A 19,443-nucleotide genomic window follows, 5' to 3' on the forward strand; every position below is an offset into this window, starting at 1 on the left:
CATAGCGGCCATGCCGGTTCAGGGTTCCAGGGCCTTCAGGAGTTGCTCGGGCGGGTAAGGCTTGTACAGCACCCCCAGGATCCAAGGCTCGCCGGGGCTGGTGTCGCGGGCGGCGGTGGACAACAGCACCTGACGGCACCGCCGGGTCTCACACTGCATCTTCAGCCAGGGGCGCAGGTCGCCGGTGGCGTCCGTCTGCTCCGAGATGAGCAGGTCCACAGGCCGTTCGGTCAGCATGGGCGCGGCCTCGCTGCGGCTTCCGGCCTCGCGGACATCCCAGGTCCCGCCCAGGGCGGCAAGCAGGCGCTTGCGGAAGAAGGCACTGGGGTCCAGCAGCAGGATCGAATGGATGGGTGCACGGCGGGAGATGTCCGCCTCGTCCAGCCCGAGGGCCAGGAGGGCCTCCTTGGCGGCGCTCCGAAGCCCCAGGCCGGTGGCGCGGTTGAAGAGCTCCTTCAGCGGCTCCACGAGCTGGGCCTGCCGGGTGAGTCCGGCGATTTCGCAGAGTCGCGCGAGCTCGCGCCAGTCCTGATCTTTCCGGCCGAACTCGGACAGCGCATAGGTGGCGATCTCCTCGGCCAGCTCGGCCCGCATGATGAACTCGGGGTCGTGGAGGGCCTCGCGCAGCGCCAGCAGGGCCGGGGCCCGACCGGGGCCCTGGGGTGGGATCGCCTGCACGAGGGCGCGGACTTTCTCTTCTTTCCCGGCGATGTGGCCCAGGCTCGCGCTCCGCCGGCCCAGCTCCTTGACCACCGCGGCCACGCGGTCATTGGTCTCCCGGTCCCAGTCGGCCTTGGTGCGCAGCTCGAACAGCACATCGGAGAAGGCGTCCTTGAGGCGGAGGTAGCACTCCTGGTCGAAGCAGTAGAGGTGCTGGGTGGCGAGAATGGCCCGCAGGCGCTGCCCCTCGCCCTCCCGGTCATCGCAGCAGCGGGCGATGAGCTGCTCCAGGAGCGGGAGCTCCGACTGGGGCAGGGGGCGCTCGAATCCCGGGAAGGCGGCCAGGGCCCCCTCCAGGGCGACGATGAGTACCTCGGGGAGCTTCAGGTGGGCGGCCTTCGCCAGCAGGCCGAGGCCGGATTCGGGGGTGGCGATGGCCGCGAGGGCATCCACCAGGGCCTCCTGGAGCCGGGCCGGTTTCCCGTCGTGGAGCAGGTCCAGCAGGACCGGGGCCGTCATGGGGCTGCGGATGGCCCCGAGGGCCTCGACGCATTCCAGGACGAGGTCGTCCCGGACATCCGTCTTCAGATACTCCATCAGGGGTTCGGCGGCGGCCTTGGTCCCGTTCTCGGCGAAGATGTGCAGGGCCGTACGCACGCGCTCGGGCTGTCCGGAGCGGAACAGCTCCATGACCGCCGGAAAGCTGGAGGGCAGCTTGCCGAAGTGGTGCATGGCGCGCTGGCCCACCTCGACGATGGAATCCTCCATGGCCCTCAGGAAGAAGGGCACGAGGGCGTCCTCTTCGCGGGCTCCGAGCACATCCAGACAGGCGATCCGGCGCTTCGGTTCCTGGGCCTTCGGGACATGGCCCAGGCTGGCGTCGGCGCTGGCCGGGACCAGCCGGCAGAAGGCATAGTCCAGGCCCGGGCTGTGCGAGAAGCGGTCGAAGGCATCCTCGAGGACCGGAAGGATGTCGGCCGCGGGGATGTGGCCTGCGAGGGCCTGCCGGACCAGGCCGTCGCAGATCTGGTTCAGCGTGGCGGAGAGGCGGGCCTGCTGCTTGGTGGCGGTGTCCTGGGCTTCGGTGACCATGGCGCTGAAGCGGGCGACCTTGCCCTCCAGCAGGATGGCCAGGGCCTCGGTCTGGAAGACCTCGTAGGGGCCGTGGGCAAGTTCCCTCAGGCGATCCAGAGGGGCGCCGGGATGGCCCGCCTCGCCGGCCCCCATGGCTTCCCGGAGGGCCAGGACTTCCTCGGGGGCCCGTGCCGCCATCCGGTCACTGAGAGCCTGGGCCAGATCCGTGCGGGCGGCGGTGCGGGCGCTGGTCTGGATCCGCTGGGTGAGGGCCTCGAGGGCGCCCAGGTCCTCCAGGGTGCGGAGGGTCTCCCGGAACAACTCGAGGAGGGCGGGGCCCGGGGCTTCCCCAGGCAGCTCGGCCACGGCCCGGAGCAGGAGCCGGAACGCCAGGGGGTCCGCCCCGGCCAGGGCCTCCCACAGCTGCGGGAAGTCCTCGTGTTCCGCCCCGGCGGCCAGGCCCCGGGCGCCCTGGTGGGCGAGGCGGGGGTTGCTCTCCCCCTCCAGCAGCCGGCCCAGGTAGAAGGCCAGGGGCTGCTGAAAATCGAGGGCGCTGAGCTCGCGACGGAGGATCAGCTGGCGATCGGGATCGGTGCGCTGGGCGGCCAACTTCTGCAGGGCCTCCCGGGCCGAGCGGAGCTCCAGGCGGCCGAGGGCGGCACAGCCCTCGTCGAAGACCCCGAGATCAGGCTCATGCTGCAGGGCCTGCAGGATCCAGGGTGTCCACTCCGGCCAGTCGAATTTTGCGGTGAGCCCGAGGATGAACCGCTTCAGGGCGATGGTGGAGGTGGCCTTGACGAGCCGGCCTCCGAGCTCGGGCAGGGCCAGTTGGCGGAGCTGCTGCAGGAGCTGGTTCAGCCGGGACAGGGCGGCGGCATCGCCTTCGGCAGGGTTGCCGAGCCAGGCGCGGAGTTCGTCCAGCGGCGTGACGGGGAGGTGTCGGAGGGGAGCGGCCATCAAGGTGGTTCATCGGCCCAACCCGGCGCGGAGTGAAGAACCACCATTTCCCCGGGAGGTGTTAGCGTTTTCAGCATGCGCGCCCTGTTCTTCGCCTCCCTGGCTCTCCTGGCCCAGGCCCAGCCTCCCGCCTTCCTGGCGCAGCTCCCGCCGGCCGCCCGGGAGGAGGCGCTGGACATCGTGAACCGCGCCGATTTCATCTTCGAGACCCAGACCCAGCCGAAACATGTCCGCCTGGCCACCATGGAGAAGCTGTTCGACCACCCGCGCCTGAGCCTGGCCATGTGGCGGCATTGCCAGTTCGTGCCCAGCTTCTACGGGTTCGTCCACCCGGACGGGGCCTGGAGCCTCGACGATGGCCGGGGACTCAGGGGCACCTTGCGGCTGGTGTATCAGCGGCCGGGGCACCGGGTGTACCTGGTGGAGGGCCGGGCAGAGAAGGGCCGCCTGAAGACGCCCTTCTCCGTGGGGGCCCGGATGCTGACTTCGTACCGCTACTGGGAGAGCAAGCGCGGGTTCGAGACCCACCTCCAGACCTGGACGGCCCTGGACTCGGCCCTGCTGGGCGTGATGGCCCGCCCTTTCCGGGGCTACATCAAGGGCCGGCAGGATGAGTTCATCGCCTACATCAACGGGAATGTGGCCACCTTCGGGGAATTCGCCGACCTGAGCCCCCGGGAGTTCCAGGGGCCCATCAAGCGCGATGGGGATCCCGTCGCCCTCCGCGAGTACGAAGCCCTCTTCCTGAGGAAGTGATGGGTCTCCCCTTCGCGGCGTCCCTCCGGGCCCTGGTCCGGCCCGGCGCTGCCTTTCCCGGGGAGGCCCCGCCCCTGGGGCGGGCCGTGGGGACCATGCTCGCCGCGTGGGCGCCCCCGGTCCTGGTGAACGCGGGCCTGACGGTCTGGCAGGGGCTTCAGGGCTACGGAGCCCTGTGCCAGAACGGGCCTCCCCCCTGGCTGGCCGAACGGCTGGCGCGGGGGCTCGGGGGCGATCCCGAGGATCTGGGCCGGCTGCTGGCCTCCTTGCCGCCCCCGCCGGCCTTCGGTCGCGTGTGGCCCTGGCTGCTGCTGGCCGTGCCCCTGATCCTGCTGGGCACCTGGTTCCATCACGCGGTCTGGGATCACATGGGGCTCTGGCTGGTGGGCGGGTTGAAGGGGAAGCGCGGTTTCCGCGCCAGCCTGGGGGCCGAGGCCGAGGCCCTGCGCATCACCGCCCTGGGGGCGCTGGTGGGGTTGCTGGGCTTCCTCCCGGGCCTGGGCCTTCTGCTGGCGGTCCCGCTCCTGCTCCTGGACGGCTACCTCTGGCTCTTCCGGGGCTTCGCCCTGGCCGCTCGGCACGGCTGCGAACCCTGGCGGGGCGTGGCGGCCACCGTGGTTCATGCGGCCCTGCTGGGGATCTGCGCCCTGGGCCTGGGGGTGACCCTGCTGGCGCTGCTGGGGGCCGCGGCATGAGGCGCGTGCCCTGGATCGCCCTGGCGGCGCTGGGCCTCGCCCTGGGCTTGGCCTTGGGCCTCTGGGCCGCCACCTTCCTGGCGCCCCTGGCGGACCTGCTGCCGGTCTGCCCCTTCAAGCGGATCACCGGATTCGCCTGCGCCACCTGCGGGGCCACGCGCTGCGTCCTGGCGCTGGCCGGGGGGCATTGGCGCGAAGCCTTCCACTGGTACCCGGCCGCGGCCGCGCTGGCGGCGCTGCCGCTGGCGGTGCTCTGGGATCTCCGCCGCGCCTGGCGGGGGGACTCCTATCCGGCGCTGCCGGATTCCCGGGCCGCCCGCCTCGCCGTCTGGGCCGCCCTGGTGGGAATCTGGGCGCTCCAGGTGGCGCGCGGGATTTAGTCCGGTCATGCTTTGGACACGAATCACCGGAGTCCCCTTATGTTCCAGCAAATCCTGGATCAGCTGATTGAACGGGTGCCCGAGTCCCTGGCCGCGACCTTCAACGACCGGGACGGGGATCCGATCTCGTCACGCACGATCCAGATCCCGAACGAGGGGCTGCAACTCCTGGGCGCCTATCAACACATGGTGAAACGGCACCTCCAGCAGGCCGTGGAGGAATTCGACCGCGGCGAGGTGCAGCAGGTGGCCTTCGCCACCGACCAGCACTGGATCCTCATGATGGGCGCCGGCGAGCAATGCACCCTCGTGCTCGTGATGCAGCGGGAGGGCCTGCTGGGCCGCGCGCGGTTTTACATGGAACAGGCCATCAAGGCCCTGAACGACGAGTTGTAATGCTGTCCGGGGGGACCGCCTGCTCGCAGCGCTCGCGATGTCCCCCCGGGCCCCCGCCAAGTGGGTGGGATGAACCCGCCCACTCGGCCTAGGAGCCTGGATGGAACGCTTTATCGGATTGGCCGGAATCGTGGCCTTCATGGCGATTGCGTATGCGCTGTCGCACAAGCGGAGCGCCATCCATTGGCGCACCATTGGCTGGGGCCTCACCCTGCAGTGGATCTTCGCGCTGATCGTGCTCAAGGGCTCCGTCATCTCTGGCCTGCTGTCCTTCCTCCCCTTCCCGAAGGGGACCGGATGGGTGGTGCTGGTCCTGATGTTCACGCCGATGCTGCTGCGGCGGTTCGCATCCTATGAGAACAAGGCGCTGAACTGGGCGCTGTTCGGCGTGATCGTCCTCGGCCTGCTCCGCGGGAATCTCGTGGGCTCTTCCTTCGACCAGATGCGCATCGTGGTCGAGCACCTCATGGCCTACGCCCACGAAGGGGCCAGCTTCGTGTTCGGCTCGCTGTCCGATGGGCCCGGCGGCAAGGTGGGCATGGTCTTCGCCTTCGCCGTGCTGCCCACCATCATCTTCGTGGCCTCCATCTTCGCGGTGCTCTACTACATCGGCGTCATGCAGTGGGTGGTCAGCGCCGCAGCGCGGGCCATGGGCCGCTTCCTGAAGGTCTCCGGCGCTGAGAGCGTGAGCGTGGCCGCCAGCATCCTCATGGGCCAGACCGAGGCGCCCCTCACCATCCGGCCCTTTCTGGCACGCATGACCCGCAGCGAACTCATGGTGATCATGACCGCAGGCATGGCCCATGTGTCGGGCAGCATCATGGTGGCCTATGTGCAGGTGGCCCATGTGGACATCGTGCACCTGCTCACGGCCGTGATCATGACGGCGCCCGGCGCGGTGATGATGGCCAAGCTGCTGGAGCCTGAGACGGAAACGCCCGAGACGGCCGGCGACATCAAGGTGGACATCCCCAACCACGACGCCAATGTGCTGGATGCCGCGGCCCGGGGCGCCTTCGAGGGCGGCCAGCTGGCCTTCAATGTGGCCGTCATGCTCATCGCCTTCATCGCGCTCATCTACCTGCTCAACGGCTTGATGAAGGCCATCCACCCAGGCTTCAGCCTGGAGCTGGTGCTGGGCGCCGTCTTCAAGCCCTTTGCCTACCTGATGGGCGTGCCCTGGATCGAGGCCGGCCAGGTGGGATCGCTGCTGGGCAAGCGCATGGTGGTGAACGAGTTCGTGGCCTTCCTGGATCTGGGGGCCATGACGAACCTGTCCACCAAGGCCCGCCTGGTGTCCACCTTCGCCCTGTGCGGCTTCGCCAACTTCAGCAGCATCGCCATCCAGGTGGGGGGCATCGGCGCCCTGGTGCCCGAGCGTCGCGGCGATCTGGCCCGCCTGGGCATCCGGGCGATGCTGGCTGGGACCCTGGCGAATTTCCTGAGCGCCTGCATCGCCGGGATCCTCAGTTAGAAAAAACCATCAATACAACTCTATGCTCCAGCCTTTCCTCGAATCTGCCGATGAAGGGGGATCGCCGGAGGTAGTGCTGATGATTCGTGTCCGTTCCTTGGTTCTCGTTTCTGCCCTCGTCTCCATGACGCTTGCAGCGGGGGACTACGACGCCGTGATCGGCGCCATGAAGAAAGCCTGGCCTCAGGTCGGCACCGTGGCCGTGGTCTGCGACGCGAACGGCAGCAAGGCCGCCCTTTCGGCCCTCACCGCCGCCGCCGGCGGATTGAAGGTGATGGTCGTGGATGTGAAGGGTCCCCAGGACATGGGCAAGGCCATCGGCACCCTGACGGGCCGCAAACCCGATGCGGTGATCCTCCTGTCAGGCGACAAGGTGGCCGGCGACGGCTCCTCCGCCGCCAGCTTCCTCATCCAGCGCATGGCCGCCCTCAAGGTGCCCGCTGTCGCCACCACCGAGGCGGGCGTGAAGCAGGGCGCGGCGCTGGGCATCGGGCCCGGCACCGGGGGCAAGCTGATGTCGAACGCGAAGGTGGCTGCCGTGGCCGGCGTGGCCGTGCCCGCGGGCGCCACCGCCATTTAATCGTCTTCCTCCACCGAAGGCCCCGCCCCGGCGGGGCCTTCTCATGCCTCAGAATCGCCCCTTCAGAGAGTGGGCGTAGCCGGTGAGCTCCACATAAGCCTCGCCCACCTCGCGCCCCGCGGCATCCAGGACCCGGCAGGCGCCTTCCCAGTAGGTGATGCCGGAGCTGCGGCCCGTCCGCAATTCCTGATCCGGGAGCACCGGCACGAGGGTATGGCGTTCTCCCCAGGCCTCCAACACCAGGGGCGTGGGATAGGCGGCGCCGCTGGTAGGGCTCCTCCAGGTGCCGGTCGCCCCCAGCGTGAAGGCTTGGGTGCGGCGGCGGACGCGCCCCCCGGCATCCACCTCGGTCACCGTGGAGTAGGGATCCTGGCTGCCGTCCCGGCGGCGCAGGCGGTAGGCCATGAGGCTGCGGCCGTCCCGCAATTGGATGCCCGCCCAGTCCCAGCCCACCTGCTCGGCATCGAGCTGGTTGGAGCTGAACTCGTGGTCCATCCAGCCCTGGCCACGGACCGCGAGCGCGGGTCCTTCCGGAAGCCGGAGGGAGCCCTGGGCCGACAGCCGGGGCCAGGTGAGGTAGTGGCTGGCGGCGCTGGGATCGGCCCCCTTCCGGCTCACGCCCTCCTCGCCGAAGATCACGGGTGGGGTGGCGGGATCCAGGGCCAGGTCCAAGGTCGCACCGCGCACGGTCATGTGCAGGCGGATGCGCCCGGAAGGATCCTGTTCCGCCCGCCAGTCCTGGTGGAACACGCTCAGGCGGTCGGTGGCCGCCCCGGCCATCAGACCTGCCCGATCCAGGCGTTCGGCCACCAGGAAGCGATGGCCGGCCTCGTCGGTCAGGGCGGCGTGGGCCAGTTGGAGTTGGTCGCTCCGCCAGGCCGGGCTGCCCTTCCAGGTTGCCGGGGGCGAGGCCTGGCGAAAGAAGGTGAGCTGGTACCCGAACCGGCGGGCCCCATCCGGGGTCCAGAGGTGGCCGGTGAAGTACCACCACTCGGAGCGGAAGGCGGGATGGCTGCCGTGATCCCTCGGGAAGGCGAACCGGTAGCCGGGCCGGGCGACCGCGAAGGCCCCGGAATCAGGAACCCCGGCGCTGCACGCGAGGGCGAGGACACCTGCCAGGATCGCCTTCATGCGCCCTCCTCGACTTCCCGGTCGGCTCCGAGCCGGGCCCCCCAGCGGGCCGTGGGGATCAGCACGAGGAGGGCCGCCGCCAGGGTGGACAGGGTGGCCAGGCCCAGGAACCCCCAAGGGACCGAGAAGCTGAGCGTCCAGCCGAAGACCTGGGGATTGAGCACATCCACGAGGATGCGCGCGAGCAGGAGGCCCAGGCCCAGGCCCGCGAGGAGCCCGGCCATGGCCACGCCGAGGCCCTCGAGCACGAGGATGCCCGTGAGCTCCGCCCGGGTGGCGCCGAGCGCCCGCAGGGACCAGATCTCGCCGCGCCGGGCGAGGGCCAGGCCGGTGAGGCCCTGGGCGAGGCCGAGCACCGCCACGAGGAGGCCGATGGCTTCGAGCGCGTAGGTGAGGGCGAAGGTCTGCCGGAAGATGGTGGTCACCTGGGTCCGCAGGGCGCCATTGCTGCGGATCTGCAGACCGGGATGCCCGCGCCGGAGCTGCGCGGCCACGGCCTCTGGCGATTCACCGGGCTTGAGGTAGAGCGCCACGCTGGCCACCTGCGCATCCTGGAACCAGGCGAGGAAGACCGGCCGGTCGAGGATCAGGCTGCCCCGTTCGTTCCCGTAGTCGGCGAGGATGCCGCGCACCGTGGCCCGGCGGGTGCCCCCGGGCACGGGAAGCTCCAGGACCTCTCCCACCCGCACCCCGAAATGTCGGGCGAAGGTCTCGGATGCCAGCACGCCAGGATCGGTGGTTCCGCCCTCGCGAAGGGCGCGCAGGGGACCCGGGAAGGGACCTCCCGCGGCCAGGATGAGGCCGCCCCGGGAGGCCTGGACGCCCATGTCCCCGGCCCCGAGGAAGGTGGGGCGGCCCCGGAAGGTGATGGGCAGCATCTGGAAGCGATCCGCCGCGGCCACGGCGGGATCCGCGGCGAGGCGATCCGCGGTGGCCGGGGCCATGCGGTGGTGGCTGCCGGCGCCGGCGGCCCCGAGGGGCGACACATACAGATCCGCCCGGAGGCTGCTGCCGATCCAGGCGAGCACGGTGCGCTCGAAGCTCTGGACCATCACGCCCATTCCAGAGGCCATGCCCACGGCCACGGCCAGGGCGGCGGCGGCAAAGCCGTGGCGGCCTGTCGGGCGCAGCAGGGGCCGCAGGGCGAGCCGGAGCCGCCACGACCGGAGACCTCGCCCCGGCAGGCCCAGGAGGGGGAGCAGGGCCACCGCCACGAGAGATCCTCCGAGCAGGGCCAGGCCGGACCCGGCATAGGCGTGCCAGGCCACGCCGGGGGAGGGATGGAGGCCGTAGGCCAGGCCCGCGCCCAGCAGCAGCGAGGCGGCGCCCGCCCCGCCTGCCCAGCCCCAGCGCACGGGCTTGGGACCGCCCTCCCGGGCCAGCAGCTGGACCGGCGGGGTCAGGGCCGCCCGGCGGGCGGGAACCCAGGCGGCCACCAGGCACGCGAAGGCACCCACCGTCAGGACGAGTCCGGCTTCGCTGCCGCTGAGGGTGGCGCTCCGGGCGGAACTGGCGCCGTACAGGGCGTTCACCGTGCGGCTGACGGCCTTCACCGTGCCCTGAGCCAGCAGCCAGCCGAGGCCCACGCCCAGCAGGCTCCCCAGGAGGCCCAACAGGGCGGCCTCCCCGAGCAGCAGGCGCGTGACGCCGGCGGGGGGCAAGCCCAGGGCCCGCAGGGTCGCCCAGGTTTCGCGCCGCCGGTTCACGGACGCATCGAAGGCCTGGAACAGCAGGTAGGCCCCCACGGCCAGAGCGATGAGGCTGAGGATGGTGAGGTTGAAGCGAAAGGCGGCGGTCATGGTGCGCCCACTCTCAGCGCGCTGCTCCGGAGGCTCCAGCAGGAGGCCGGGGGGGAGCAGATGCCGGGCCTGGCCCTCCAGGTCCGCCAGGTGGGCCCCGGGCCGCAGGCCCCATTCGATGCGGTCCAGTTCGCCCGCGCGGTTGAGGATCCGTTGGGCGGCGGGCAGGTCCATGACGAGGAGGTTCCGCTGGAGCTTGGGGCGGTTGGGCGGGTCGGGCAGGAGGCCGACCACGCGCAAGCGGACCGGGCGCTCCTGGATGAAACCCTCCAGGAACGCTCCGGGACCGAGGCCCTCCGCCGCCAGGGCCGAGGGGACCAGGACCGCCTCCGGATCCTGGAGCAGGGCGTAGAAACCCTCCGTCGTCTGATGGAGAGGGCCTGCCTCCTGGGGGGCGGCGGAATCCTCCCCGGCGGTGGCCCCCAGGCTCACCAGATCGAGACCCATCAGCTGAAAGCCCTCGAGCGTACCTGCCCGGGCAAAGCTCCCCTCGACCACGGGGCGCATCCAGCCCCATTCCGCCAGGGGCCGCAGGCCGGGGAGGATGGACTCCCGCAGGGGGCCGGCCTCCGCCTGCATGATCAAGTCGGATCCCTGGCCCACCCCCCGGGTGAACTGCTCGAAGCTGGCCACGGCGGCCCGGTTCGCCAGCCGGATGGAGAGGAACACGGCCACGCCCAGGGCCACGGCCACCAGGGTGAGGAGCGTGCGCACCCATTCCCGCGCCAGGGCCCGGACCACCAGCCGCCGTGCCAACCAGCTCATAGAAAGCGGCCGTCTTCCATGCGGAGGACCCGGTGGCAGATGCCGGCAGCCGCTTCGGAATGGGTGACCATGACAAGAGCCGAACCCTCCTGCTCCGTCAGCTCCGCCAACAGGGACAGGACGGCCTCTCCGGAGGCCCGGTCCAGGTTCCCGGTGGGCTCATCAGCCAGCAGCACGGCGGGCCGGGCCGCCAGGGCCCGGGCCACGGCCACCCGCTGCATCTCCCCGCCGGAGAGCTCGGCCGGCCAGGCCTGGGCCCGGGAGGCGAGCCCCACGGCCCGGATCAGCTCGGCGCACCGCGCGCGGATCCGGGCCTCGGGCCACTTCAGCATCCTCAGGGGGAGCTCGAGGTTCTCCTCCGCCGTGAGGGTGGGGATCAGGTGAAAGAACTGGAAGACCGTGCCCAGGCGTGAACGACGCAGGTCCGCCAGCCGCTCGGGGGTGGCCAGGTGGAGGGGCTCGCCGTCGAGGAGGATGGCCCCCGCATCGGGGCGGTCGAGGCCCCCCAGCAGGTTCAGGAAGGTGGTCTTGCCGCACCCCGAGGGGCCCAACAGGGCCACCCGCTCGCCCTCGGCGAGGTCGAAGTCCAGGGACCGGAGCACCCAGCGGGGCCCAAATCGCTTGCCCACGCCCCTGGCCCGCAGCACCGCCATGAGTCCCCCTCCCTCGACTCTATCGGAGCGTGAGGAAAGCTGGATATTTGTCTAGAAATATTAATGGACGATTTCGAGGTCTTCGCGGCCGTCCCGGGGGGGCTCGATGCCGTGCCATCCGGCCTTCCAGGCCAGGTTCAGGAGGAGGCTGAGGGTCACATAGGCGGCGAAGAAGCCGACGAAAAACCGCTGCTGGAACAGGATCATCATCGCGAAGAGCAGCACGATGCCCAGGCTGGTGAGCATGGCGGCGCGGGGGCTGCCCGCCCGCTTCTTGAAGCTGGGGAAGCGGATCGTGGACACCATCAGGAGCCCCACCGCGAAGAGCTCTGCGGCGAAGGCATACGCGTGTGCCGCCGAGGCCGGGGGCGTCGGGTGCCAGATGATCACCGAGGCCACGCAGGCGGCGCCGGCCGGGATGGGCAGGCCCATGAAGTAGCGCGGGTCCGTCGAGCCCACCTGGACATTGAAGCGCGCCAGGCGCAGGGCGCCGCAGGCGGTGAAGACGAAGCAGGCCGCCCAGCCCACGGCCCGCAGGTGCGAGTCGTGGATGCCGAACTGGAAGAAGCCGTAGCGGTAGGCCAGGATGGCCGGCGCCATCCCGAAGCTGACCACATCCGCCAGGCTGTCGAGCTGCACGCCGAATTCGGTGGCCGTGTTCGTGGCCCGGGCCACGCGGCCATCCAGGCCATCGAAGACACCCGCCAGCACCAGCAGGCCCGCGGCCCACAGGAAGTAGCGCTCGGGCGTGGCGCCCGCGGCGTTGATGGACATGACCACACTGGAGAACCCGCAGAAGATGGAGGCCATCGTGATGCTGGACGGCAGCACGAACATGGACCGCCGCATGGCGCGCTTGCGCCGGTCACGGCGTTCCTCGGGGCTCAGACGGGGTCGCATGGGGATAGTTTCTCACATCCCGGCCCCCGGGGTTCCCCGGCGTGCGGAAGGGTATCCTGGCTCCTCGTGGAGGGCGGCTTGAAGCAGGTGGTGGTGATCGGCGGTGGGCATGCGGGAATTGTCCCGACTCCGCGGCTCCGCGCAGCGGAACGCGGGAGTGGGCGACTGGATGTCGCCCGCGATAGGAGGGAGGCCTCGATTCCCCTCATCGAAGGCTGGGCGGAGGTCCTGGGATGAAGCAGGTGGTGGTGATCGGCGGTGGGCATGCGGGAATCGAGGCGGCGCATGTGGCTGCCCGCATGGGCCTGGCCACGACGCTGCTCACCATGAACCTCGATCAGATCGGCCAGATGAGCTGCAACCCCAGCATCGGCGGCGTGGGCAAGGGCCACATGGTGCGGGAGCTGGACGCCCTCGGCGGCGCCATGGGCCGCCTCATCGATGCCACCGGCATCCATTTCCGCATTCTCAACGAGAGCCGGGGCGTGGCCGTGCGCGGCCCCCGGGCCCAGGCGGACAAGGTGAAATACCGCAGCGCCGCCCGCCGGCTGCTGGAGCACACGGAGAACCTGAAGCTGCGGCAGGGGACGGCCGCGGGCCTGCTGTGGCGGGACGGCACCCGAGGTCTGCGCGGCGTGGAACTGCTGGACGGCTCCGTGCTGCCCTGCGACGCCGTGGTGGTCACCAGCGGCACCTTCCTCAACGGCCGCATCCTCATCGGGGAGCGGCGCCTGGAGGCCGGCCGGGCGGGGGAGCCCGCCAGCACCCACCTGGCGGAGCAACTCCGTTCGCTGGGGTTGCGCCATCGCCGCCTGAAGACGGGCACGAGCCCCCGATTGGCGAAGGGCTCCATCGATTTCAGCCGCCTTGAGATCCAGCCCGGCGACGATCCGCCCCGACCCTTCAGTTTCTTCAGCCGGGACATCCCCCAGCCCCAGGTGCCCTGCCACATCGTCCACACCACGGCTCTGACCGAGGCCATCGTGCGGGAGAACCTGCCCAAGTCGAGCCTTTACGGGGGCCACATCGAAGGCATCGGCCCCCGCTACTGCCCGTCCATCGAAGACAAATTCGTGAAATTCCCCGACAAGGGGCGCCATCAGATCTTCGTGGAACCGGAAAGCCTGGAGACCGAGGAGATCTACCTGGCGGGCCTCTCCACCTCCATGCCACCGGAGGTGCAGCTGCGCATGGTGCAGAGCCTCCCGGGCTTCGAGTCGGCGGAAATCCTGCGGCCGGGCTACGCCATCGAGTACGACAGCTTCGATCCTCTCCAGCTACACCGGGACCTGTCCGTAGAGGGCCTCGAGGGGGTCTGGTTCGCGGGGCAGATCAACGGCACCACGGGCTACGAGGAGGCCGCGGGCCAGGGCCTGCTGGCGGGGATCAACGCCGTGCGCTGGCTGCGGGACCAGGAACCCATCGTCCTCGGGCGCGACCAGGCCTACCTCGGCGTGATGGTCGACGACCTCGTGACCAAGGGCACGGACGAACCCTACCGCATGCTCACGGCCCGGGCCGAGCACCGGCTGGGCCTGGCCTGCGACCTGGCGGACGCCCGCCTGCTGACGGTGGCGAGGGCGGTGGGGGCCCTGGAGCCGGGAGAACTGGCCCTGGTGGAAGCCAAGGTCGTGCGCCGGGCTCGGCTGCACGCCCAGTGCGAAACCGCCTGGGTGACCCAGACCAGCCCCTTCGGACCCATCGCCGCGCGCGCGGGGCTGCGCCTCGACGCGGGCCTGACCCTGGCGGACCTGCTGCGCCGCCAGCACATGGGCCCGGCCGAGGCGGATGCCTGCCTCGCCCAGCTGGAGGGGTGGGGGACGGAAAGAGAGGGTTGGGATCCCGCCCGGGAGCGGGACCTGCTGCTCTTCGAGCTCCGCTACGCTCCCTACCGGGAGCGGGAGGCGCGCCTGCTGGAGGGTCACCGGGCCTGGGACCATGTGCGGATCCCGGCAGATTTCCGCATGGAGCAGGTTCAAGGACTTTCCACGGAAGTATTGGAAAAACTAAAATTGCACCGACCTGAAACCCTGGGCCAAGCCCATCGCATCCCCGGAGTCACCCCGGCGGCGGTCACCTTGCTGCACCTGCTGATCCATCGCTCCAAGGGCATATAGTTTTTCTTAAATTTATCCTTGATCTTCCATGTAACTGGAACCTTAACCTGGAAGGGTAGACCTTCGGGAGGTTCCCATGCAGGCCGTTCTCGAACCCCGCCCCACCACCACGCCCCGGATGCTGAAGATCGGCCAACTGGCCGCGCGGTCCGGGCTCACCGCCCGGAATCTGCGGTTTTACGCCGATGCCGGGGTCTTCGGGGAACTGCCCCGCTCGACCAAGGGCTACCGGCTCTTCCCGCAGGAAGCCGTCCAGTGGGTGCGCGTACTCAAGGCCTCCCAGGCGGCAGGCTTTTCGCTCGATGAGGTCCAGGAGCTGTTGCGGGCCCTGCGCCAGGACAGCGCCCCTTGCGCCCATGTGCGGGAGGCCCTGGGCGGCAAGCTCAGCGCCCTGGAGGCCAAGCTGAGCGAAATCCAGCTGCTGGTGGAGATTCTGAGGATCACCCTCGGCACACCGGACGGCCAGAGCAGCGCCCTGGGCTGCAACCTGATGGAAACCCTGCTGGCCGAAGCCCAGCGCCTGCCGGCGCGGGCCTGATCCTCCCAGCCTGAACCTTTCTGAATGGAGGTCCCATGACGACCCAGATCTATCGCGTGACGGGCATGACCTGCGGCGGCTGCGTCCGCCATGTCGACAAGGCGATTCGCGCCACGCCCGGCGTCAGCGAGGTGTCCGTCGACCTGGCCCAGGGAACGGCCAGGGTGACGGGGACCGCGACCTTCGAGGCCCTTTCCGCCCGGGTATCCGAGGCGGGCTATCAGCTGATGGAACAGGCCTGAATCGGCCCAAGGAAGGCTCATGAGCACCGAGACCTATGCCGTGACCGGCATGACCTGCGCATCCTGCGTGCGTCATGTGGAAAAGGCCCTGACCGCCACGCCTGGCGTGCGGGGGGCGTCCGTGAACCTGGCCACGGCCATGGCCACCGTCGAAGGCGAAGCCGCTTTCGAGGTGCTGGCCGCCCAGGTCGAGGACGCGGGCTACGGATTGGAGCGGATCGCAGCCGAGACCCCGGGACCGCAGGCCGGGGAGGATCCGGGCCCGGCCCGTCGCCGGATGGTGGTGGCGCTGGTGCTCACCACGCCCCTGCTCCTGGCGATGGTTCCCGGGTTGGGCCTGCACCTGCCGGGTTGGCTCCAGGCCGTGCTGTCGGCCCCCGTGGTCTTCTGGGCCGGCTGGGGCTTCTTCCGCCGCGCGGCGCGGCAGGCCCGGCATGGGCAGGCGTCCATGGACACGCTCATCGCCCTGGGTGCAGGCGTCGCCTGGATCTTCGCCGGGATCGAGTGGCTGAACGGGGTGCACCACCTCAGCTTTGAGACCGCCGCGGCTCTCGTGGCCTTCCTGCTCACAGGGAAATACCTGGAGAGCCGCGCCAAGTCGAAGGCCACGGACGCGCTGAAGGAACTGCTGGCCCTGGCGCCGCCGACGGCCCTCCGGCTGGCGGGGGATGGATCGGTGGAAGAAGTCCCGGTGGCGGCGCTGCGGCCCGGGGACCGCGTCCGTGTGCTGCCGGGCCATGCCGTGCCGGCGGATGGCCGCGTGGTGACCGGGCAGGCCGAAGTGGATGAATCCATGCTTACGGGCGAGCCCCTGCCGGTCCCCAAAGGTGTGGGAGAAGCCCTGGTGGCAGGCACGGTGGTCCACGGGTCGGCCCTGGAGCAGGAGATCCAGGCGGTCGGCGCCGAAACCCAACTGGCCCGCATGGCGGCCCTCGTGGCCCAGGCCCAGGGCTCCAAGGCGCCGGCCCAGGATCTGGCCGATCGCATCAGCGCCGTCTTCGTGCCCGTCATTCTCGCGCTGGCCCTGCTGACCCTGGCGGGCTGGTGGGGGGTCACGGGATCGCTGGCCCAGGCTTGGCGCCCGGCTGTGACGCTGCTGGTGATCGCCTGTCCCTGCGCCCTGGGGCTGGCCACGCCCGTGGCGGTGATGGTGGGGCTGGGTGCCGCGGCCAGGAGGGGCGTGCTGGTACGGGATGCGGCGGCCCTGGAGGCGCTCGGGCAGGCGACGGATCTCGCCTTCGACAAGACGGGAACTCTCACCGAAGGGCGACCCCGGCTGAGGAAGATCCTGCGGCTGGGGGAGGCCTCGGAAGCCGATCTGCTGGACATCGCCGCGAGCCTGGAACGGGATTCGGAACATCCCATTGCCCGAGGCCTGGTGGCGGCTCATGGCGGGCCCCTGAAACCCGTCGATGGGTTCCGGGCCCATCCGGGAGGGGGCGTCAGTGGCGATCTGAAGGGCGTTTCCTGGCGCCTGGGCAGCGCGGATTTCCTGGAGGCGTCCTTCCCGGAAATCGATGGGGATGGCATTGCGGTGGGCCTGGCGGATGCTTCCGGGCTGAAGGCCGTCTTCGTCCTCGGGGATCGTCTGCGGGCGGAAACCCCCGCCGTGGTGGAGCAGCTCCGGCGCCAGGGGCTTCGTCTCCACTTGTTCACGGGAGATCGGATTCAGGCAGCCCAGGCCATGGCCGCGGCGGCGGGGATCGAGTCGGTGTCCGCCGGCCTGCGTCCCGAAGACAAGCTGGGACGGATCCGGGATCTTCAGGCCCGCGGCGCCGTGGTGGGCTTCGTGGGGGATGGCGTGAACGATGCGCCGGCCCTGGCCCAGGCGGATTGCGGCATCGCCATGGGCTCCGGGGCGGGCGAGCAGGGCACGGCAGCGGCCATGGCCGCTGCGCCCCTGGCCTTGTTGCGGCCGGGCCTGGAACCCGTGCTGGCGGCTCGGCGCCTGGCGCTGCGCACCCATCGCGTGATCCGGCAGAACCTGGGTTGGGCCTTCGGCTACAACCTCCTGCTGGTGCCGCTGGCGGCCTTCGGGCAGCTGGAGCGCTTCGGTGGCCCCATGCTGGCGGGCCTGGCCATGGGCCTCAGCTCGCTGACCGTGGTCCTGAACGCCCTGCGGCTGCGCCGCTAGAGCCCCTTCGAAAGCTCTTTCAGGTAGGCGGAGAAATCCTCGCGCAGGTCCTCGCGCTTGAGGGCGAACTCCACATTCGCCTTCAGATAGTCGAGCTTGTTCCCGGTGTCGAACCGCTTGGCGGGGATGGGGGCGGCGACCAGGCGGCCCTCCTGTGCCAGGATCGCCAGGGCGTCTGTCAGCTGATACTCGCCCCCTACGCCGGGCTCCAGGGCGGCGAGATGTTCGAACACACGGGGCTCCAGCACATAGCGGCCCACCACGGCCCACCGGCTCGGAGCGGCTTCGGGTCGAGGCTTTTCGACAATGGATGTCACATTCCAAACAGTTTCGCCAGGGCCCGGCGCATTGACGATGCCGTAACGGGAGACATGCGCTTCGGGCACCTCCTGAACGCCGACGACGGATTTGCCCGTGGCCTGGTGGGCGGCGATGAGGGCGCTCAGCGCGGAATCGCGATCATCGAAGACATCATCGCCCAGCAGGAGGGCGAAGGGTTCGTCACCCACCGCATGCCGCGCGCACAGCACGGCATGGCCGAGGCCCAATGGCTCGCCCTGGCGGACATAGGCGAACTGGGCGAGATGCGTAATGCCGCGGACGAGATCCAGATCCTCCTGCTTGCCGCGCCGCTGCAGAGTGTCCTCCAACTCATACGCGACATCGAAATGGTTCTCGATGGCAGCTTTCCCCCGGCCCGTCACCAGCACGATGCTCTCCACACCGGCGCGGATGGCCTCCTCCACCACATACTGGATCACGGGCGTGTCCACGAGGGGCAGCATCTCCTTGGGCTGGGCCTTGGTCGCGGGCAGGAAGCGCGTGCCCAGGCCTGCGACGGGAATGACGGCCTTGTGGATGGTGTTCATGGCGGCTCCGAAGGCCCATGATGACCTAAGATAAATGGAATGGCAGGGGTCGGAATGGAATCGCGGGAAATGTGGTCAAAGATGGCCGGGCACCCGATGTCGGGGTGGCGTTCTGCGGAAGATGTCGCACTCCCTGCCTCTCTGGCTCCGGGGCGCCTGCTCTGGTGCGGAATCGGCGGCTCCCTCCTGCCCGCGGATGCCCTGATCCATGCCTTGGCCGGAGCCTCTCTTCGTCACCGCTGGCAGCCGCTGGCCTCGCCCGAGCCGAATGGCATCCGGCTGGAGCCGGAAGACCAGCTCGTGTTCGCCTCCAAGAGCGGCCGCACACTGGAGCTGTGGACCTGGATCGGGCGGCTGCGGGCCCAGGCCGGCTGGGGACGCTGGCGGCAGGCGCCCATCGCCATCACGCAGGATGACGCGAACCCGCTGGCCCAGCTCGCACGGGCCGAGGGCTGGAGGATCCTGCCCATTCCCGAGCAGGTGGGCGGGCGCTACTCGGCCTTCACGGCCATCGGTGCGTTGCCGCTGCACTGGGCGGGATTGGACGCGGGCCGGCTCCTCGTAGGAGCCCGCGAGGTGGTGGCGCAGGCGGAACAGGAACGGGGCGTGTGGGGCACGCGGGTCTGGGACATGGTCCGCGCCTTCACGGGAGGTTTCCTCCGCGGCACTGATCAGTGGGTGCTGCTGCCCTACGCCACGCCGCTGGAAACGGTGGGTGCCTGGTGGGTCCAGCTCGTGGCGGAAAGCCTGGGCAAGCAGGCGAAGGATGGCAGCCGGCGAGGCATCACGCCCATCCGCGCCGTCGGTCCCCAGGATCAACACGCGCAGTTGCAGCGCTGGCTTGATGGTCCCCGCAATGTCGGTGTGGTGCTGGTGACGACGGGCAACAGCATCGCCGCAGAACCCTCCGATCCTCCGGCGCAGTGCCCGTTCCCCGGCCTGGGCCGGTGGGGCGGCGCCGAGATTCTGCAGGCGCAAGCCGAAGGCACCCGCGAAGCCCTGGAGGGGGCGGGAATCTCCGTGCTGCATTGGCATCTGGATGCTCTGGACGAAGCCTCTCTGGGCGCCTTCCTCATGGCCTGGCAACTGGTGGTGGGGCTTAGCGGCATGGCGCTGGAGGTTGATCCCTTTGATCAGCCGGCGGTGGAGTCGGGGAAGCGCCGGACCCTTCTGAAACTGGGGATTTCCTAGGAAATGCCTGGGGATTTCTTCAGAGACCCAACATTGGCGGGCTCCTCTGAAAAATTTCCACTTGCGCTGCGGCTCCACAGTGATAGTCTGAATGTCCTGCGCAGTTGAGGCTGCGAGGTGCCGAGGGGAGCC

The 19,443-nt window shown here is 70.0% G+C and carries 17 protein-coding genes; 11 read left to right on the plus strand and 6 right to left on the minus strand.

From position 1 onward, the window contains the following. Positions 1–18 precede the first annotated feature (18 nt). On the minus strand, positions 19–2,691 hold the full coding sequence (locus tag QZ647_RS15450) for a HEAT repeat domain-containing protein (protein WP_291273015.1): 2,673 nt from the start codon (positions 2,689–2,691) through the stop codon (positions 19–21). A 75-nt stretch (positions 2,692–2,766) separates the two neighbouring features. Here QZ647_RS15450 and QZ647_RS15455 point away from each other — a divergent pair, with 75 nt between their 5' ends. The 6 genes from QZ647_RS15455 (at position 2,767) to QZ647_RS15480 (ending at position 6,972) form a co-directional block, all read left to right on the plus strand. Beyond that, positions 2,767–3,447, plus strand: a complete 681-nt coding sequence (locus QZ647_RS15455) for a hypothetical protein (RefSeq protein ID WP_291273016.1) — start codon at positions 2,767–2,769, stop codon at positions 3,445–3,447. Then, entirely contained in the window at positions 3,447–4,142 is a 696-nt protein-coding gene (locus QZ647_RS15460; protein ID WP_291273017.1) for a hypothetical protein, read from the plus strand. Before QZ647_RS15455 ends, QZ647_RS15460 begins: the two co-directional genes overlap by 1 nt. Continuing rightward, positions 4,139–4,522 (plus strand): DUF2752 domain-containing protein, encoded by a 384-nt coding sequence (locus tag QZ647_RS15465; RefSeq protein ID WP_291273018.1) that lies wholly within the window; start codon positions 4,139–4,141, stop codon positions 4,520–4,522. Before QZ647_RS15460 ends, QZ647_RS15465 begins: the two co-directional genes overlap by 4 nt. 39 nt (positions 4,523–4,561) lie before the next feature. Then, a complete protein-coding gene (locus QZ647_RS15470; RefSeq protein ID WP_286354404.1) occupies positions 4,562–4,918 on the plus strand; it encodes a hypothetical protein in 357 nt (118 codons plus the stop codon). Between the two features lie 100 nt (positions 4,919–5,018). After that, positions 5,019–6,392 carry a nucleoside transporter C-terminal domain-containing protein gene (locus QZ647_RS15475; protein ID WP_291273019.1) on the plus strand — a complete coding sequence of 458 codons (1,374 nt, stop codon included), beginning with the start codon at positions 5,019–5,021 and terminating at the stop codon, positions 6,390–6,392. Positions 6,393–6,471: 79 nt separating this feature from the next. Further along, positions 6,472–6,972, plus strand: a complete 501-nt coding sequence (locus QZ647_RS15480; RefSeq protein ID WP_291273020.1) for a hypothetical protein — start codon at positions 6,472–6,474, stop codon at positions 6,970–6,972. 48 nt (positions 6,973–7,020) lie between these two features. Here the strand turns inward: QZ647_RS15480 and QZ647_RS15485 are convergent, their stop codons facing one another. Genes QZ647_RS15485 through pssA form a run of 4 tightly spaced genes read right to left on the minus strand, consistent with a single transcriptional unit; the run spans position 7,021 to position 12,220 of the window. Continuing rightward, complete coding sequence (locus QZ647_RS15485; protein ID WP_291273021.1) at positions 7,021–8,103, minus strand: lipocalin-like domain-containing protein; 1,083 nt, start codon at positions 8,101–8,103, stop codon at positions 7,021–7,023. Continuing rightward, the gene (locus QZ647_RS15490; protein ID WP_291273022.1) at positions 8,100–10,667 is read right to left on the minus strand and encodes an ABC transporter permease; all 2,568 of its coding nucleotides are present in this window, start codon (positions 10,665–10,667) and stop codon (positions 8,100–8,102) included. The genes QZ647_RS15485 and QZ647_RS15490 overlap by 4 nt, the downstream gene beginning before the upstream one ends. Beyond that, entirely contained in the window at positions 10,664–11,320 is a 657-nt protein-coding gene (locus QZ647_RS15495) for an ABC transporter ATP-binding protein (RefSeq protein ID WP_291273023.1), read from the minus strand. The genes QZ647_RS15490 and QZ647_RS15495 overlap by 4 nt, the downstream gene beginning before the upstream one ends. 60 nt (positions 11,321–11,380) lie before the next feature. Further along, positions 11,381–12,220, minus strand: coding sequence for a CDP-diacylglycerol--serine O-phosphatidyltransferase (pssA, locus tag QZ647_RS15500; RefSeq protein WP_286354398.1), 840 nt, complete (start codon positions 12,218–12,220; stop codon positions 11,381–11,383). 233 nt (positions 12,221–12,453) lie between these two features. On the opposite strand from pssA, the gene mnmG reads away from it, so the two are divergent. From mnmG to QZ647_RS15520, 4 genes are all read left to right on the plus strand, one after another. Beyond that, complete coding sequence (mnmG, locus tag QZ647_RS15505) at positions 12,454–14,337, plus strand: tRNA uridine-5-carboxymethylaminomethyl(34) synthesis enzyme MnmG (protein ID WP_291273024.1); 1,884 nt, start codon at positions 12,454–12,456, stop codon at positions 14,335–14,337. 76 nt (positions 14,338–14,413) lie between these two features. Further along, the gene (locus QZ647_RS15510) at positions 14,414–14,875 is read left to right on the plus strand and encodes a MerR family transcriptional regulator (protein ID WP_291273025.1); all 462 of its coding nucleotides are present in this window, start codon (positions 14,414–14,416) and stop codon (positions 14,873–14,875) included. A 35-nt stretch (positions 14,876–14,910) separates the two neighbouring features. After that, positions 14,911–15,117 (plus strand): heavy metal-associated domain-containing protein, encoded by a 207-nt coding sequence (locus tag QZ647_RS15515; protein ID WP_291273026.1) that lies wholly within the window; start codon positions 14,911–14,913, stop codon positions 15,115–15,117. A gap of 19 nt (positions 15,118–15,136) precedes the next feature. Further along, positions 15,137–17,251: a cation-translocating P-type ATPase gene (locus QZ647_RS15520; RefSeq protein ID WP_291273027.1), complete on the plus strand. Its 2,115-nt coding sequence runs from the start codon at positions 15,137–15,139 to the stop codon at positions 17,249–17,251. Here QZ647_RS15520 and galU read toward each other — a convergent pair. Next, entirely contained in the window at positions 17,248–18,120 is an 873-nt protein-coding gene (gene galU / locus QZ647_RS15525; protein WP_291273028.1) for a UTP--glucose-1-phosphate uridylyltransferase GalU, read from the minus strand. The genes QZ647_RS15520 and galU overlap by 4 nt on opposite strands. 81 nt (positions 18,121–18,201) lie before the next feature. Here galU and QZ647_RS15530 point away from each other — a divergent pair, with 81 nt between their 5' ends. Next, positions 18,202–19,311 carry a hypothetical protein gene (locus tag QZ647_RS15530; protein WP_291273029.1) on the plus strand — a complete coding sequence of 370 codons (1,110 nt, stop codon included), beginning with the start codon at positions 18,202–18,204 and terminating at the stop codon, positions 19,309–19,311. The last annotated feature ends 132 nt before the right edge of the window (positions 19,312–19,443 follow it).

This window comes from Geothrix sp. (genome assembly GCF_020622065.1).
Classification (GTDB): domain Bacteria; phylum Acidobacteriota; class Holophagae; order Holophagales; family Holophagaceae; genus Geothrix.